19 protein-coding genes are annotated in these 16359 nt (G+C 41.7%); 12 read left to right on the top strand and 7 right to left on the bottom strand.

The window, feature by feature from the left end:
- Window positions 1–16 precede the first annotated feature (16 nt).
- The 3 genes from MKY83_RS18750 to MKY83_RS18740 form a co-directional block, all read right to left on the bottom strand.
- Window positions 17–1438 (bottom strand): four-carbon acid sugar kinase family protein, encoded by a 1422-nt coding sequence (locus MKY83_RS18750; protein WP_217012556.1) that lies wholly within the window; start codon window positions 1436–1438, stop codon window positions 17–19.
- A 7-nt stretch (window positions 1439–1445) separates the two neighbouring features.
- Window positions 1446–2339, bottom strand: a complete 894-nt coding sequence (gene garR, locus MKY83_RS18745; protein ID WP_342487568.1) for a 2-hydroxy-3-oxopropionate reductase — start codon at window positions 2337–2339, stop codon at window positions 1446–1448.
- Window positions 2340–2537: 198 nt separating this feature from the next.
- A complete protein-coding gene (locus MKY83_RS18740) occupies window positions 2538–3395 on the bottom strand; it encodes a MurR/RpiR family transcriptional regulator (RefSeq protein WP_185847310.1) in 858 nt (285 codons plus the stop codon).
- Window positions 3396–3556: 161 nt separating this feature from the next.
- Here MKY83_RS18740 and MKY83_RS18735 point away from each other — a divergent pair, with 161 nt between their 5' ends.
- Window positions 3557–4234: a DUF3298 and DUF4163 domain-containing protein gene (locus tag MKY83_RS18735; protein WP_044140323.1), complete on the top strand. Its 678-nt coding sequence runs from the start codon at window positions 3557–3559 to the stop codon at window positions 4232–4234.
- 81 nt (window positions 4235–4315) lie between these two features.
- On the opposite strand, the gene MKY83_RS18730 is transcribed toward MKY83_RS18735, so the two are convergent.
- Together MKY83_RS18730 and pepT are read right to left on the bottom strand one after the other, a co-directional pair.
- Window positions 4316–4495, bottom strand: coding sequence for a hypothetical protein (locus MKY83_RS18730; protein ID WP_003215411.1), 180 nt, complete (start codon window positions 4493–4495; stop codon window positions 4316–4318).
- 288 nt (window positions 4496–4783) lie between these two features.
- Window positions 4784–6016, bottom strand: a complete 1233-nt coding sequence (pepT, locus tag MKY83_RS18725) for a peptidase T (protein ID WP_065099240.1) — start codon at window positions 6014–6016, stop codon at window positions 4784–4786.
- 226 nt (window positions 6017–6242) lie between these two features.
- On the opposite strand from pepT, the gene MKY83_RS18720 reads away from it, so the two are divergent.
- From MKY83_RS18720 to MKY83_RS18700, 5 genes are all read left to right on the top strand, one after another.
- The gene (locus tag MKY83_RS18720; RefSeq protein WP_044140321.1) at window positions 6243–6566 is read left to right on the top strand and encodes a WXG100 family type VII secretion target; all 324 of its coding nucleotides are present in this window, start codon (window positions 6243–6245) and stop codon (window positions 6564–6566) included.
- A gap of 4 nt (window positions 6567–6570) precedes the next feature.
- Window positions 6571–7767 carry a glycine zipper domain-containing protein gene (locus MKY83_RS18715; protein ID WP_106066948.1) on the top strand — a complete coding sequence of 399 codons (1197 nt, stop codon included), beginning with the start codon at window positions 6571–6573 and terminating at the stop codon, window positions 7765–7767.
- A 12-nt stretch (window positions 7768–7779) separates the two neighbouring features.
- Window positions 7780–8538, top strand: coding sequence for a hypothetical protein (locus MKY83_RS18710; protein ID WP_106066949.1), 759 nt, complete (start codon window positions 7780–7782; stop codon window positions 8536–8538).
- Between the two features lie 21 nt (window positions 8539–8559).
- Window positions 8560–9087: a YfjD family protein gene (locus MKY83_RS18705; RefSeq protein ID WP_065099242.1), complete on the top strand. Its 528-nt coding sequence runs from the start codon at window positions 8560–8562 to the stop codon at window positions 9085–9087.
- A 98-nt stretch (window positions 9088–9185) separates the two neighbouring features.
- Window positions 9186–9653, top strand: coding sequence for a transcriptional regulator (locus tag MKY83_RS18700; protein WP_342487567.1), 468 nt, complete (start codon window positions 9186–9188; stop codon window positions 9651–9653).
- A gap of 57 nt (window positions 9654–9710) precedes the next feature.
- Here MKY83_RS18700 and MKY83_RS18695 read toward each other — a convergent pair whose 3' ends face one another.
- A complete protein-coding gene (locus tag MKY83_RS18695) occupies window positions 9711–10058 on the bottom strand; it encodes a helix-turn-helix transcriptional regulator (RefSeq protein ID WP_003214932.1) in 348 nt (115 codons plus the stop codon).
- 207 nt (window positions 10059–10265) lie between these two features.
- Here MKY83_RS18695 and MKY83_RS18690 point away from each other — a divergent pair, with 207 nt between their 5' ends.
- The 6 genes from MKY83_RS18690 (at window position 10266) to MKY83_RS18665 (ending at window position 15968) form a co-directional block, all read left to right on the top strand.
- The gene (locus MKY83_RS18690; protein WP_003215391.1) at window positions 10266–11255 is read left to right on the top strand and encodes an asparaginase; all 990 of its coding nucleotides are present in this window, start codon (window positions 10266–10268) and stop codon (window positions 11253–11255) included.
- Between the two features lie 28 nt (window positions 11256–11283).
- Window positions 11284–12705: an aspartate ammonia-lyase gene (gene aspA / locus MKY83_RS18685; protein WP_065099243.1), complete on the top strand. Its 1422-nt coding sequence runs from the start codon at window positions 11284–11286 to the stop codon at window positions 12703–12705.
- A 144-nt stretch (window positions 12706–12849) separates the two neighbouring features.
- Window positions 12850–14256 (top strand): Na+/H+ antiporter NhaC, encoded by a 1407-nt coding sequence (gene nhaC, locus MKY83_RS18680; protein WP_211062708.1) that lies wholly within the window; start codon window positions 12850–12852, stop codon window positions 14254–14256.
- 297 nt (window positions 14257–14553) lie between these two features.
- Window positions 14554–14979, top strand: coding sequence for a DUF5082 family protein (locus MKY83_RS18675; RefSeq protein ID WP_003215112.1), 426 nt, complete (start codon window positions 14554–14556; stop codon window positions 14977–14979).
- Between the two features lie 27 nt (window positions 14980–15006).
- Complete coding sequence (locus MKY83_RS18670; protein WP_065099246.1) at window positions 15007–15270, top strand: YwqI/YxiC family protein; 264 nt, start codon at window positions 15007–15009, stop codon at window positions 15268–15270.
- Window positions 15271–15542: 272 nt separating this feature from the next.
- Window positions 15543–15968, top strand: coding sequence for a DUF5082 family protein (locus MKY83_RS18665; RefSeq protein ID WP_065099247.1), 426 nt, complete (start codon window positions 15543–15545; stop codon window positions 15966–15968).
- 45 nt (window positions 15969–16013) lie between these two features.
- Here MKY83_RS18665 and MKY83_RS18660 read toward each other — a convergent pair whose 3' ends face one another.
- A complete protein-coding gene (locus tag MKY83_RS18660; protein ID WP_223250412.1) occupies window positions 16014–16226 on the bottom strand; it encodes a hypothetical protein in 213 nt (70 codons plus the stop codon).
- Between the last annotated feature and the right edge of the window lie 133 nt (window positions 16227–16359).

The following is a 16359-nucleotide window of genomic DNA, read 5'->3' as shown; positions in this document are numbered from 1 at the left end:
AAACACCCCCTATGCTTTATCCTTCAAGTATGTCTACAGCTTCTTTTAACGTATCCCTTGAACCAACATTTCCCGGGAAAATCACATAAGACATGAAAGGGAATTTACTATCTTCACCTGTTTGCCAAACGGGAATGCCTGGTCTGATCTGCCCTGCCACAGTTGCGCGTTTCACGTGAAGTCCTCTAGTTCCAATATCGCTGGAGGTAATGCCACCTTTGGCAATGAGATACTTAGGGCGAATTGTGAGACGCTGGACAATGCTTGTCACAGCATCACTAATTTTTACAGAGAGCTTTAATTCTTCCTCCTGACGATCATCCCCAAGGTCAAGCCGTTCTCTTCTTGTATAAACAGCCACAGATTGACCAGATGCTAATAATGCCTCAGTTTGCTGAATCACGCGGTCAATTTCTTGTTGAAATGCTTCAGGCGCCAGCACGAGATGTGTATTAAACTCAATAAAAGCTACCTCTTTATTCTGTTGAAGCGCTTTTAATTGATCTGTTGTCTTCTTCACATGAGAACCAATCATAATGAGACCACCGTGCGGGCTTTGTTCTTGTATCAAGTCATGTCTTGTTAATAAGGCACGATCCCCTATACCGCCAAGAACTTTTGTAAGTGCCGCCGCACTTCTGAACATGAGTTGCTTTCCTGCTTGAATGGCCTCAATGAGAGCGGTGACAAAGACTTTGACATCGTCATAGTCCATAGCGTTTACAACCACCTTTTTAAAATCGGTCACACTCATGAGCTGTTTTTTTATTTGATCAATCCGTAAAGCCCGTAGATCATCTAACGAAATGTAGGTGGTGTTCTCTTTCGTGAACGATCCGTTTGACTTTTCTTCAATCCATTCTCCGAGATGAGATGACTGAAAGCCGAATGTGCGATCTCGTGCAAATTCTGTGTCACCAGCAGGAATTAATTCGTGTCCATCTTGGACGTAATGAATATTGTTGATCGTCAAGCGTCCACCTTCTTGGAAAAAAGGAAGAAGGATTTCTCCATTGAATTGGCGGGAGCTTTGCTGTTCAATCGTGGTTCTGAGTACGTCAGTTTCCAGCGGAAAGTGTCCACGAAGAGTAGAATCTCCTCGGCTGACAATAATGAAATCCTGATCAACACGTTCCGCTACCTTCACAATTATTGAAGCGATTGTTTCATGCACAGCAGCCGTTTCCTTCTCTGTCATACTGCGAGAATTGGTCAAAATAAAGAACATTCGGCTGTCTTCAAGAAAACCGGCTTCAATGCTTTCTTCTGACCAATCGGTGAAAACAGAGACGCCATGTACGGTTTGAATCCCTGTTGGATCATCATCTAATACAATGACTTTATGATGAAAGCTGTTCAGTGCTTGTTCGTATGCTGATTGAATGATCTTTGAATCCGCTTTCGGAAGGGCATTCAGTATGTCAGTGCTTTTCTTCATGACCATCTCATCCTTTCTTCACTTCGACATGAGCCATTTTTTCGTAATATTGAACGATGCCGCCATGGTCAAGCCCAGATTTTCCGTCCGCTTTGAGAGCGTGGAAGATTTCGAGCAGTTGGCTAGAGAGCGGGAGAGGAACGCCGATATCATGAGCAGTTTCCATCACATTGGTTAAATCTTTTAAGTTGATGTCGATACGTCCGCCTGGTTCAAAGTTTCGTTCTAAGATGAGAGGGACCTTTGCATCGAGAACAGCACTTCCTGCCAGCCCGCCGCGAATGGCTTCATACATTTTGTCAATGGCAATGCCTGATTTAGCGGCAAGAACGAGCGCCTCGGACATAGCGGCAATATTTAAGTTGACGATGATTTGATTGGCGAGCTTCGCTGTTGTTCCGCTTCCATTTGTCCCAACTAATACAACCTCTGTGCCCATCGCAAGCAGGACATCCCTCACTTGCTCAAGGATGACTTCTTCGCCGCCAGCCATGATGGCAAGTGTTCCGTCTATTGCCTTCGGTTCTCCGCCGCTGACAGGTGCGTCGATAAATTCCACCTGATGCTGTTTTGTAAGAGCAGCTAAAGCTCTAGAAGTAACAGGGGAAATTGAGCTCATATCTACGACAACAGTGCCAGGTTTAGCTGTAGTTAAAATGCCATGATCACCTGAAACAACTGCCTCTACATGCTCTCCTTTAGGAAGCATTGTGATGATGATATCGCTTTTAGAAGCGGCATCAGCTGCTGAAACAGCACCTTTTGCTCCAGCTTCTTGTAACGCTCGAATCGCTTCCTCATTTAGATCGAAAACAGTCACAGTATGACCGGCTTTTAATAGATTGAGTGCCATAGGTTTTCCCATAATACCTAATCCAATGAATCCAATTTTCTTTGTCACATTGAACGCCTCCTATATAGAAAACCCTTACAAAAAGCGCTTTCTTTTTCTTTTGTTAGTATATATACTATCCCTTTGTTTTAATAGTAGTAAATAAACTATTGTTCATTTAATGTACATGACGTGATAGGAACGTGTCAACGGAAAATATGAGAAAAGTCACAAAAAAAGACCGGAATCAACTCCGGCCTTTTGCGTTCATGTTTTATTTTTAGCTACGGCTAATCGAGATCGTTTCACGTTTTCAATGGCATTTGATCCTAGTTCTAAAACAGCGGTGACGTATAGTACATCGATGATTACAAGCTGGTTAATACGGGAGATCATGGAGTCAGATCGATAGGTTGTCTCCCTGGAAGAACTGAGCAGATGAAAGTCAGATCGCTTTGCGAGCTCTGATTTCGGATAGCTGGTGATAGAGGCAACCTTTGCTCCCTTTTCTTTAGCAAATTGCACGGCATCAAGAATTTCTCTACTCTCTCCTGAATGGGAGATCGCAACGATAAAATCGTGTTCCGTGGCGTGAGTTGCAATCATGTTCATCATATGCGGATCACTGCATAGACTCACTTCAAAACCAAGCTGGAGGAACTTATGATAAGCATCTCCTGCAATAAAACTGGACGCACCTGCTCCAAAGAAGACGGTTTTATGTGCCTGTTTCATTTGTTCGATAAATTGTGTCACGGCTTGATCTTCTAAAATATGCTTCATATCCTGAATCGAGTTTGTTGTTAACTCTATGACCTTATGTTTAATGTCAGCTACACTATCGGATGCCTCGATCTCACCGTAAATGGATTGAGGCGTATTGGTCGCAATATCCTGTGCGACATGGACACGAAACACTTGGTACGATTCATAGCCAATTTTTCGTAAAAACCGAAAGATCGTCGTTTCACTCGTATTGCATTCAGCAGCGAGTGCACTAATGGAATGAAGCACAACTTTCTGAGGATTTTCTAAAATGTAATTGGCAATCTTTTTTTGGGTCGGAGACAAACTATGAAACGTTGTCCGAATGTGACTAAAAATATTCTCTTCTATGATAAACACCACACTTCATCTAGCATTCTACATTAAGCATACAGGAACTTATGAAAACGGTAAACAAACCCGATGTGGAAAAAGGAAGAATAATATGGAAATAATGCTTTTTTTGGTTCTTTTGTCATGGTATACTCAATTGGTAATAGACAAAAATGGGGGTTTTTACTATGACAATGAAAAAAGGCCTAACAATCAGCCTGCTCATTTTCTCACTGATTGTTTCGTTGTTTGCGCCAGTTGGATCTGCGGATGCCAAACAAGCAAAAAAAGCGAAAGTAAGCACACACTATTATAAAAAGAAAAAAACATTCAAATATGCACAGGTGAAAAACCTAAGCAAGGCGCATATGAAAACCATCAATCGTGACTTAAAAGAAGACATCGCCTTCTCTTATTCTACTTACTTATTCTTAAAGGACGAAGCGAAAAAGGAAGGCTACGGGAAGATCACTTACGAAAGATCGTTTAAAACGAAATTTAACAATGGGAAGAAGCTCAGTATCTTAAACTATGATTACATGAATGATGGTGGAATGCATGGGGATACGATGGTTTCCAGCATGAACTATGTGTTAACGAAGAAAAAGACAAAGCAGCTGTTCTTGACAGACGTTGTGAAAACAAAGAAAAAGCGTACGAAAGTAAGAGATTATATTTATAACTACACAAAGAAACATAAAAGCAAATTCTATGCGAACCTGAAAAAAAGAGACATTGAAATCAACTACAACACGCAGTATTACTTCACGAAAAAGGGAATTGCTGTTGTTTTTCAGCCATATGAGATTTCACCTTACTATGTAGGAATTCCGATGATTCAAGTTCCTGCGAAGGTATATAAATAAAAAGAAAAACGACCACTGAGTCTGGTCGTTTTTTGTTATGTACTCACACAAAAGAGCCCCATATGAGGCTCTTTTTCAGATTTATACTTGTTTAGGTGCATCGTTTAGTGGATGACGGCGTTTTCCGTTGTAGTGGCGGCGCATACGAAAGATTTCAAACTCCGAAAGCTCTGCGCTTTTTCGTTTTGGTGTGCGGTTATCTTTTTTGAAAGAGAATAGTAAGTAGCAGCAAAGTGAAGCGATAATCAATAAAATCATCATATGACATTCCTCCAATTCATCCTATTCTTTAAGTGTAGACAGGGTGAGTGATGTTTATAACTGAAAATAAGCAGCAGAATCGGTTTAGTTCTTAATGTCTAGATGATCTGCTAATTTAGGTCTAAAATACTGGTTGTTTGTAACTATTATATTTCCAGTTATTGCACTCGTCAAGAAGAATTTTTCTGGGGTTGTCTCTATTAGTACGAATAAGTGTCATAAAAGTTTCAGAAAATTGTAAACTTTTATTAAAAAACCGTTCCCGAACAGGAACGGTTGTAAACATATCTATGCTTTTTCTTCAAATAAACGGGCGATTTCAACGATGACTTCTGTTGCTTTCACCATGTTCTCGACAGAAATAAATTCATATTTACCGTGGAAGTTTTCCCCGCCAGTAAAGATGTTTGGTGTTGGAAGACCTTTATATGAAAGCTGGGAGCCATCTGTACCGCCGCGGATCGGTTCGATCACAGGTGTCACTGAGCGGTTTTCCATTGCTTCATGGGCAATATCCACAATATGTTTCACCGGCTCAATTTTTTCTCTCATATTATAATATTGATCTTGAATTTTGAGATTGATGCTGTTTTCTCCGTAAATGGCTTTTAAGTCATTTGCTATTTTTTCAAATAGTGCTTTGCGTTCGTTAAATTTGTCTTTATCAAAATCACGAATAATATATTGCAGCTCTGCTTCTTCGACTTCTCCTACAAACTTCGTGAGATGGAAAAATCCTTCGTAGCCTTCTGTGTATTCCGGAGATTCATCAGAAGGAAGCTTGTTGTGGAAGAGCATCCCAATCTTCGCAGCGCTGACCATTTTGTCCTTTGCTGTCCCAGGGTGGACGTTGTTTCCTTTAATGGATACTTTCGCACCTGCTGCGTTGAAGCTTTCATATTGCAGCTCCCCGAGCGGTCCTCCGTCAATTGTATACGCATAGGAAGCGCCAAAGGCATCAACATCAAATTTGTGCGGCCCTCTGCCAATCTCTTCATCTGGTGTAAAGGCGACGCGAATTTTTCCATGCTTGATTTCTGGATTTTCAATTAAGTAATGCATAGCGGTCATAATTTCTGCGATACCTGCTTTGTTATCTGCACCAAGCAAGGTTGTGCCATCTGTTGTGATCAGCGTATGTCCTTGATATTTTTGTAAATTTGGAAACTGTGATGGAGATAAAACGATATGTAGATCTTCATTTAAGGTGATGTCGCCGCCTTGATAGTCTTCATGAAGCTTCGGTTTCACATTCTTGCCGGTGAAGTCAGTAGCTGTGTCGATGTGAGCCAGGAAGCCAATGGTCGGGACGTCTTTGTCTGTGTTAGATGGGATCGTTCCCATGACATAGCCGTTTTCATCCATTGTTACTTCTTGAATCCCGATGGATTTCATTTCTTCAACTAGCTGTCTCGCTAAGTTCAACTGTCCTTCAGTCGATGGGCAGCTTTCCTTATCTGCATCCGACTGCGTATCTACCTTCACATAACTTGTGAATCGCTGAATCATTTCTTCTTTCATGTATACGTCACTCCTTTTGTAGAATACGTTCATTTTATCACGTCTTGAATGCGCTTCATAACAAGAAAGGTTTTCTCTGGTAATTAGAGAGGAAAAAGACCTACTTTCATTTGGTGATGTGTTGAATGGTTCTTTAGGGTGATTTTTTCGGGTGTCTTTTTATTTATAATGAGGACATATAAAATCATCCATTTGTACGTTAAATTGGGAGAAAGGGGTGCGAAAGTTGGATTCTAGTCAAACGCTGGCACTCGCTCAAAAGTTTCAGGAAGCAGCTGTTGAGATTCGGCAGTCAAAGCAGCTGCTGGAGAATCGACTCAAGGCAGTAGGATCAGGCTGGCAGGGAGAAGCAAGGAATAAATTTGATCAAAGCTTTGAGGAAACAACGGCACGCTATGATCAATTCGAAAAGGACTTGCTTGAAACAAGTCAGGAACTGCGCGATGCAGCGGTCAAAATCGAGGAACGGAAAGCTGAAATAGCCAGAATGGAAGAGCTTGAGCGAAAGAGACGAGAAGAACGGAGAGAAAGAAACCGAGAAGGGAGATGATGTGATGGCACGTGACATAGTGGTTGATCCAGATCAGCTGACAGGGCTTGCGAATGATGTTGTAGGCGAACTTTCTGTCATTGAAACGAAGCACCGCGATTTACATAGTGAACTGGATGGTCTCATTTTAGGCTGTGATCCTCGGTATAGAAGCTGTTTTTCAGGCGTTGGGGATGCATGGGGAGCAGGACAAGCATTGATCAGTAAATTGAGCAGTGATGATATTGCGATTCGTCATGCAACAGATAAAATGGTCGAAGCAGACGATATTTTACGGAAAATGTACAGCATTTATGATCAATATGGGACGCTCACGAGCTTAGCTGGTATTGTGATGATGCAGGCGAAATACTACGGGCTTGGGATGACGACCTTCATTAAAGACAATGGCCGGTATGCCGCACAGCATTCAAAGCTTCTGCTTGATCTGACCAGCCGGGTAGAAGGAACGAGATTTGACCGGCTAGCAAGGATTTGGCTGAGTAAAAAAGAATTATTAAAACGATCGAACTGGTCGATGGCTGATCTGGTCCATAAGAAATTCACAAAATTTTATCCTGATGATACGGTTGCATTCACGAACAGTGTCCGTGATTTTACAAAAGGAAGTATCAATTGGAAGGACACGGCTGGAATCAAGTCTGTTCTGAAAAATGGGGCAAGATTTGCTAAAGGAAATGCCATCATTGCAACGGTAGTCACTGGTGCAACGGAAACAGTCGGCTGTGGATTGAAAATTGCCGAGAACTATGCAGAATTCGGTGATCAGCCAGAAGTCCTTAAGCGTGAAAATGCTAAGGCTGTTGGAAATGCAGTGAACAATACGGTCTTTATCGCTGGCGGGTCTGTCGCAGGTGCCGTTGTCGGAGGAGCTCTTGGAAGCTTTGCAGGACCGATTGGAACCGTCGTTGGAGGAGCCATTGGTTCCGCAGTCGGTGGATTTATAGGAGAAAAAGTCGCCAAGCTGACATCAGGCTTTGCTGAGCAGGTTGCAGTGAAATTAAAGGACCCAATTCATGCGGTTGTGGATAAAGGGAAACAAGCATTCGAGCTGGCGGGTCAAGGTGTGAAAGCAGTTAATGACACCATTGATCAGGCAAATCAGGTGATACATAAAGGGATAGAAAAAACAAAAGAAACCGCAGATTCGCTCATAAAAGGTGCAGGCGATTTCTTTAAGGGTGCATTTTCTTTTGGATAAGGAGAGATCAAGTTGGATCAGCTAAGTCTAAGTATTGAGGAACTCATCTTTAGTTTTTACAGTGAAGGCTATTTTGAACAAGGTATGTCCTTAAAGGAAGCCTATTATCCTGATGTAGAGGACGAGCGTCTAGGGTTTTTATTTGAAATTGCATGCCGCTCTTTGCTCGCAAAAGGAGTACTTGAATTTCGAAACAGACAATATCGATATAAAGCGGAATACCGTCATTTCATCCAGGCGATGAATGATGCATCTCACACCGTCAAGGCATCTCGATTTGGGGATGAAGATGAAGAAGTCAGTACCTCCTTTCACACGACACAGATGGGCGTATATGCGCACCATACGCTGTATGATCAACAAGTCCATCAGATTCAAAAACTGAAAGATGACCAGCAGGCAGAGGAGCAAGTGACTGCCTTTTTCAATATACAGATGAGTGATCACCCTGCACCTGTCGTCACCCTGCAAGCAGAGGAATTTGAAAAGCTATTAGAGCAAGCAAGTGAGGCGAAGAATGAGTGGCCTTCCTTCCTTCATCGAGCAGAGAACGAAGAACTCGTGCAGGCATTTGTTTCTGATGTACAGACGAGAAAAGGAAAGATGGACTCCCTGATGAAGGTCGTCTACGATAAAAATAATACGCCTGATGTGGAATCCATGTTATTTATTATTCCGGGTGAGAAACAGTCGTGGCTTGTGTCGGGAATAAAAGAAAATGAATTTCGCGTGGAGACGGCTCATAGAGACGGATTACGTTCTATATTCTAATGGAGAAAAGGAGAATGACGCTTGAATCCAAGTGAAGTAATAGAAGTGAGAAGCAGGACCTTTTTAAGGGTATGGGCATTCTTAGCAACGGGCGGCTTCGGTATCATCGGTATTTGGTTGTTTTCAGAAGCTCTTACATTTGAATCGAATTATACATTGTTTTTATTTTTAGGCGGACTATTAGGCATTGTCTATGGCTTGATCTCTTTTTTGATGATTCTGCCGGCTTTTACGAAGAGGGGAAATGTGATTTTTTGCATTCAGCGCGGGGAGAATGGTGCTGTGCTGTATCGAGAGCGGACGATCCCTTTTCAAGACATTCAATCCATTGATATGCGCAGGCATCGGTACGGTGTAAGGGGATTTCTCTTCATGGATGTGCTTATTCGGAAAATGGATGGGAAATTGTTCAAGATTCCAGCGTACAGTATTTTAGATGAAGAAGTATTCGAGCAAACCGTCAAACAAGAGATCTATCCATATTTAAATCAAGCAGCCCAAGAGAACTGGAGACAGCAGCATGGTCAGGTCGAAGAGCAGATCGACTAGGAGACATTGTCCATAATTCCGAAGGATGAGGCGCCACTTTTTCGAAAAAATCGTGTATGATGTCAGTAAAGACTGAACACTCGGAGAGGTGATGAGAGATGGATAAAGAGATGGTAATCGACCTCGTCACAGAACAAATGGCACGAATTCGAAAAGAAAAGAATTATACGCAGGACCGCATGACTGAGGTACTTGGTCTATCGAAACGGCATTTGCAGCAGGTTGAAAAAAATAGGCTGCGCCTCAACTGGACGCAAACTGCGGCCGTATGTGCATTATTCAGGGATAGTCACATTTTAAAAGGGACACTTGGGGATGATCCGCTTGAGATTCTGGAAGTCGTGGCACATGATGAATTGCATCTATCGGTGGAACGTACGATCGGCGGAAAGGTTTGGTGGCGGACGTCTATCAAAAAAGGCACATTTCGTCTTCAGCAAAATGTGCTCAGTCAGCATTACCGCATCTTAGATGATGAGAATTATCGCTATTATAGTTCGTTTAATAAAGAAGAAGCGAAGCGGCGCTTAGAGGAATTAAGTCAGCTGTCTTCTCCTTATTCATAAGCAGCTGAAAAAGAAAAGAGAGGCACCCAATTGATAGGGGCCTCTCTTTTCTTTGTTTTATACTTTTAGGGTGTTTTTCGCCCGAATAAAGGCAACAAGCTGTTTGATTTCTTCATCATTTAGGGGAACGCCGTCTACAAGAATGGTTCCTTCTTTTGCTTCCGTCAGTTCAATTTTGATATCAGAGATTTTACGTTGTATCTCTGGCTCGTCCGTTCTACCAAGTAAAAAATCAATGGACGTATCATACAAATCAGCCAGGCGCTTCACTGCTTCAAGCGAAGGTCGTCGGTACCCAGATTCGTAACCGGCATAGGTGCTTTTGGCGATACCTAGGCGATCTGCCGTATGCTGGAGAGACCATTTTTTCTTTTTTCTAAGAGTGGTTAAACGATCGAGTATCATTACATGAACGCTCCTTTATATACAACAACAGTATATCATATTTTGTGATGGAATGTACGCGTTATGCGTAATAATTTCTTGATTAATTCGCGTTATGTGACTATAATGGCAATGAAGGTACGCGCAAAGCGTATATTATAGAATAGCACAAGCTGGCTTATAATATGTGTGACAAACGAAGTAATTTTACTGAAAGAGGTGGACCTGTTGAAGAAATTATTGCTTTTAACCACTGGTGGGACGATTGCATCTGTAGAGAGTGAAAATGGTTTGGCTCCAGGTGTTAAAGCTGAGGACCTTTTAAGCTATTTAAACGAAATTAATGCAGAGTACACAATGGACACAAAGTCCCTAATGAGTATAGATAGTACAAATATGCAGCCTGAATACTGGGTGGATATCGCAACAGCCATTTATGAAAATTATGATCAATATGACGGCTTTGTCGTCACGCATGGAACCGATACAATGGCCTATACATCAGCAGCTCTGTCTTATATGCTGCAAAATCCGGATAAGCCGATCGTGATTACAGGTTCACAAATTCCGATTACGTTTAAGAAAACAGATGCGAAGAAAAACATCACCGATGCCATTCGCTTTGCATGTGACGGCGTAGGCGGCGTGTATGTTGTCTTTGATGGCAGAGTCATTCAAGGAACACGTGCAATCAAACTAAGAACGAAAAGCTACGATGCATTTGAAAGTATTAACTATCCATATATTGCATCGATTGAAAACCATCAAATTGAATACAATAGCAAAGTAAAAAGATCGTCAATGAAACCGCTTAAATTAGATGCATCCTTAAACACTGACGTTTGTCTCTTGAAATTGCACCCAGGTCTAAAGCCTGAATTCTTAGATGCAATCAAAGGTGTATACAAAGGAGTCGTCATCGAAAGCTACGGTAGCGGCGGAATTCCTTTTGAAGGAAGAAACCTATTAGAGAAAATCAACGAATTGCTCGAAGAAGGCATTTCAGTTGTCATCACAACTCAGTGTCTTGAAGAAGGAGAAGACATGAGCGTGTATGAAGTAGGACGCAAAATCAATCAAGAACTAGTGGCACGTTCACGAAACATGAACACAGAGGCCATCGTGCCGAAACTCATGTGGGCACTAGGTAAAACAACAGACCCAAGAGAAGTGAAAAAGATTATGGAAACGCCAATCGCAGAAGATTTAGTGATTTAACTATTCTATAGAAAGCAGGTCATATCAGATGGTTCAAGCAACTTATCGCTATGAGAAGGATTTTCTTGGAGAAAAAGAAATTCCGGCAGACGTGTATTATGGGGTGCAAACCCTTCGTGCAAAAGAAAACTTCCCGATTACTGGATATCGCATGCACGAGGAACTGATTAGAGCCTTTGCCATCGTGAAAAAAGCAGCTGCTCAAGCCAATATGGAAGTTGGACGTTTATATGAAGGAATTGGAAATGCCATCGTACAAGCCTCTGATGAAGTCATTGAAGGCAAGCTGCATGAGTACTTTATTGTAGACCCAATTCAAGGCGGCGCAGGAACGTCGATGAATATGAATGCCAATGAAGTGATTGGAAACAGAGCGCTAGAAATCATGGGACATCAAAAGGGTGAATACATCCATTTAAGCCCAAACACACATGTAAACATGTCACAATCAACGAATGACTCGTTTCCAACAGCTATCCATATTGCTGTATTGAAGCAGTTAGACATTCTGCTTGAGACAATGCAAACGATGCAGGACGTATTCAAAAAGAAAGCGAAAGAATTTGATCATGTGATCAAAATGGGACGTACGCACCTACAGGATGCGGTTCCAATTCGTTTAGGACAGGAATTTGAGGCTTACAGCCGCGTGCTCAGCCGTGATATTAAGCGGATCAACCAATCAAAGCAGCATTTATATGAAGTCAATATGGGTGCAACAGCTGTTGGGACAGGCCTAAACGCAGATCCTCGTTATATTGAGATCGTCGTGAAGAAGCTAGCCGATATTTCAGGTCTTCCGCTTGTAGGCGCAGAGCATCTTGTGGATGCAACGCAAAATACAGATGCTTACACAGAAGTGTCTGCTGCATTAAAAGTATGCATGATGAACATGTCTAAGATTGCCAATGACCTTCGCCTAATGGCTTCTGGTCCGCGTGCAGGTCTTGCTGAAATTGCATTGCCAGCTCGTCAGCCAGGATCATCCATTATGCCTGGGAAAGTCAATCCAGTCATGGCGGAGCTCATTAACCAAATCGCATTCCAGGTCATTGGGAATGACCACACCATCTGTCTTGCCTCTGAAGCAGGTCAGCTTGAGTTAAATGTGATGGAGCCTGTTTTGGTCTTTAACTTGCTTCAATCTATTAGTATAATGAATAACGGATTCCGTTCATTCACAGATCATTGCTTAGTGGACATTGAAGCAAATGAAATACGTTTGAAAGAATATGTCGAAAAAAGTGCAGGCGTGATCACTGCCGTGAACCCTCACTTAGGCTATGAAGCCGCGGCTAGAATCGCAAGGGAAGCCATTTTAACAGGACAATCGATCAGAGATCTTTGCTTGCAAAATGATGTGTTAACAGAAGAAGAACTTGATATTATTTTGAATCCTTTCGAGATGACAAAGCCTGGCATTGCGGGTGCAGAGCTCCTAGAGCGATAATAATATCAAAAATTTTATTTTATTAATATGTAGAATTGCCTGTGAAATAGAGAAAAACAGGCAATTCACTTTCTTTCGAATTGACACACTTTTTTCACAATATTTTGAAAACGCTTAACGCACGCACAAAGGGAGGAAACAACATTGAAATCGGTTCGCTTGCCATCTATGGTGGAGATCATCGCTGTACTAGGTTTATTTTTGGCGATTGTCTTATCATTTACTATTTATTTTAACTTAGATATTCAACTGGCTTTATTTATTTCATGGTTTCTAGCAATTGGGCTTGGTCTTCATTTAGGACACGCTTATAAGGATTTACAAAGTGCTATTACAAAGGGGATATCAAATGGATTAGAAGCCGTTTTGATTTTACTTGCTGTAGGTGCTTTAATTGGAACCTGGATCGCTGGCGGAGTAGTACCGACACTGATCTATTATGGACTTGAATTTATTCATCCAAATATCTTCTTATTGGCCACACTCATTATTTGTGCGATTATGTCTGTCGCTACAGGTACATCATGGGGAACAGTTGGTACAGCTGGTATTGCTATGATTGCCATTGGTGAAGGTTTAGGAATTCCGCTACCAATCGTTGCAGGTGCCGTATTGTCAGGTGCTTATTTTGGGGACAAGCTTTCTCCACTGTCAGATAGTACAGTTCTCGCCTCGTCCTTATCAAAGGTTGAAGTTCTGGCTCATGTAAGAGCGATGATGGTCTTATCTATACCTGCTTTTGTTATTACAGCTATCATGTTTACGGTCACTGGCTTTATCTATGGAGGACGTAATATTGATCAAGAGAAGGTTGAATACTTAAAGAATGCGTTGCTTGATACATTCAACATTAATGTATGGATGCTTATTCCAGCTCTAATTGTTGTGGTTTTACTTGTAATGAAAAAGCCTGCTCTACCGGTTATTGCAATTGGTGCTTTGTTTGGGGCAATCTGGGCCTTTGCTTTTCAGGGTGCGAATCCTAGTGATGCAATCGGTGCAGCATACAATGGATTTTCAATTCAATCAGATGTAGACTTCTTGAACCAACTACTTAATCGTGGTGGAATGGTCAATATGCTTGGCTCTTTGGTAGTGATTATCCTTGGGCTTGGTTTTGGGGGAGTATTGGAACATCTGGGTGTATTGAAAGTCATTGTCTCAACCTTTGAGAAAAAGCTTCACAATGCGGGAAATGTTACTCTTTCCACTATTCTTGTTGCATTCTTTGCCAACGTTTTTGGATGTGCAATGTATGTATCAATTATCCTTACACCGAAAATTATGGAAAAGAGCTATGATAAATTAAAGTTAGACAGACGAGTTTTATCCAGAAACTCAGAGGTCGGTGGTACGCTGACGTCAGGAATGGTTCCTTGGTCAGATAACGGGATTTACATGGCGGGAATTCTAGGCGTATCGACATTCTCTTATTTACCATTTATGTGGTTGAGCTTTGTTGCCATTGCTCTTGCTATTATTTACGGATACACAGGGAAATTCATCTGGTATGTGAAAGATCAACAGCAAAGTGAAGAATCAGCTTCATAAGCCGTTTACAAAAGCCGCTCCTCAACCGGGCGGCTTTTGTTTGTCCTAGGTCTGTATGACTATATGTGACATATAGCCAAGAATCATGAATTAAGACCCCTTATAAAAGAGGTCTTAAGGGGTAATGTGAAGCAGAGTGAAAGCATATTTATCCCATAAAAAGGGCACAAATCCCTATTCAAACATGAGTCTTTGAACCTTATAATAACAATATTGGAAAAAGTGCTATTCACCTTACGCTCGTTTAGAGGAACTCTAAGCAGCGTTTTTATTTTTTGTCAGGAGGAGGAGCCCATAATGAGCTTATCAAATATGCTGTCTGCCCTAAACGGTGGCATTACAAGTAAAAAAGCAGAAATCGAAGAGAAAATCGCTCGACTGAAAAAGGCGAAAAGTAAGGTCGAACGTGAACAAGATGCGGCAGAGACAGACCTGAAGCAAATCAAGCAGCCAAAGCTTGGGACCTCTTGGAAAGGTGAGCGAAGCCAGGATTTCAAATCAGAGCGGAATGAAGCACATGATGCGCTGCAAACGATTGTGAACGACAAGTACCCACGCTACGTGAGCCGCATCGAATTCAAAATCAGTACGTTAGAAGCCGAACAAGCTGCGTTATCCTTTGCCAGTTCCTTAGCTGGAGACGCCGCACGTCTGGCTGAAAAAGGAGAAGACGCAGTAGAGGATGCCAAACGCTTGATCTCAAAAGCATGGAGCAGCTTATAAGCTTGAACAAATCTGGAGGATATCACGATGGGACAAATTAAGTTAAACTACCAAACAGTTATGGATCAACTAGATGAAGTCTCCCAAGCTGTCGAAGCATTAACGATGAAAAAAGCAGCAGATAAAGCAGGTGAAAACAGCCTTGAATTTGTGACCAAGTGGACGACACGCGAAGCAGAGGTGAACGAAATGGTTTCAAGTTTTAAAGAAGCCTTAACTAAAAATGTCCAAGACACACGCTCGAATGTGAATACCTTAAAAGAACAGGATGAAGCGATTGCCGCAAAATAATGGCAATCGTTTTCTTATGGATTTCACAGAAATATATATCTAAAGACTCATATATAATTCAGGATGTACGACCTTGTATTATTCCGTTTTTCTTCCAAACACGTCACTAAAAGGACACCTTTTCCCTATTTAAGACTGAGGCTTTTCACCTTATACTATACTTAATGAAAGCAAAACGATAGAAATGTCAGGTTTGGAGAAATCAAGTGAGTTGATCGTTTCCAAGGCTCTGATGCTGTGCTTTCGTATGAGGTCCGATAGAGGTGGATGACATGAGTTTATCCGAGATGCTACACCATCTGCATATGGGAATTGAAAACAGACGTGCAGAATTTGATGACATGATCTCTCGGTTAAAGACAGCCAAAAGCAATATTCGAACAGAACAAGATCTTGCGCAGTCAGACATAAAGGAAATCAAGAAACCTGCTCTAGATTCGTCATGGAAAGGTGAGAGAGGAACCGACTTTCATCGCCACCGAAAAGATGCCTATCATGTAATGCATGACATCGTGAACAATGAGTATGAAAAATATATCACAGAGATTGATCAAAAAATCTTGCACTTTGAATTAAAAAAAATGGAGCTGGCTGTTGCCAGTAACTTTGCCGGAAGAGCCCAGGACGTGATGGAAAAGGGTGAGGATTTTGCACTCGATGTTAAACATCTGATTGAACGGGGCTGGAAGGCTCTTTAAAATAATAAAAACAGCCGTCTCATCAGTGAGCGGCTGTTTTTTTATTTAGTCACATCCACCGCCACTATCCCCGGAATCTCCCCCGCAGGAGGCATCAGAAGCGTGATGAGTATAAGAATCAGTATATGTACTTGTTGTTGAACTGTGATGTGAAGAACGCTTAGCAGACGTACGCTTATCCTTTGATGTGAATAAATGGGCAATGATTGCTCCTAAAGAAGCCAATATGATCATAACAACAAACATAAAAGAACCCATGATGCATCCCTCCTCTTGTTTCCTATTCATACGAATGAGCCATATCGTGGTTCCCGATTTGAAAGAAAAACTGGGCAAAGAGTTCTATTTTCGTTTATGATGATAGGCAAAAGTAAATGCCAAGGGAGGAGAG

It is taken from the genome of Bacillus sp. FSL M8-0266 (assembly GCF_038613425.1).
Classification (GTDB): domain Bacteria; phylum Bacillota; class Bacilli; order Bacillales; family Bacillaceae; genus Bacillus; species Bacillus pumilus.
Note: the sequence above shows the minus strand (reverse complement) of the source record. Positions and strands in the feature narration are given on the sequence as shown.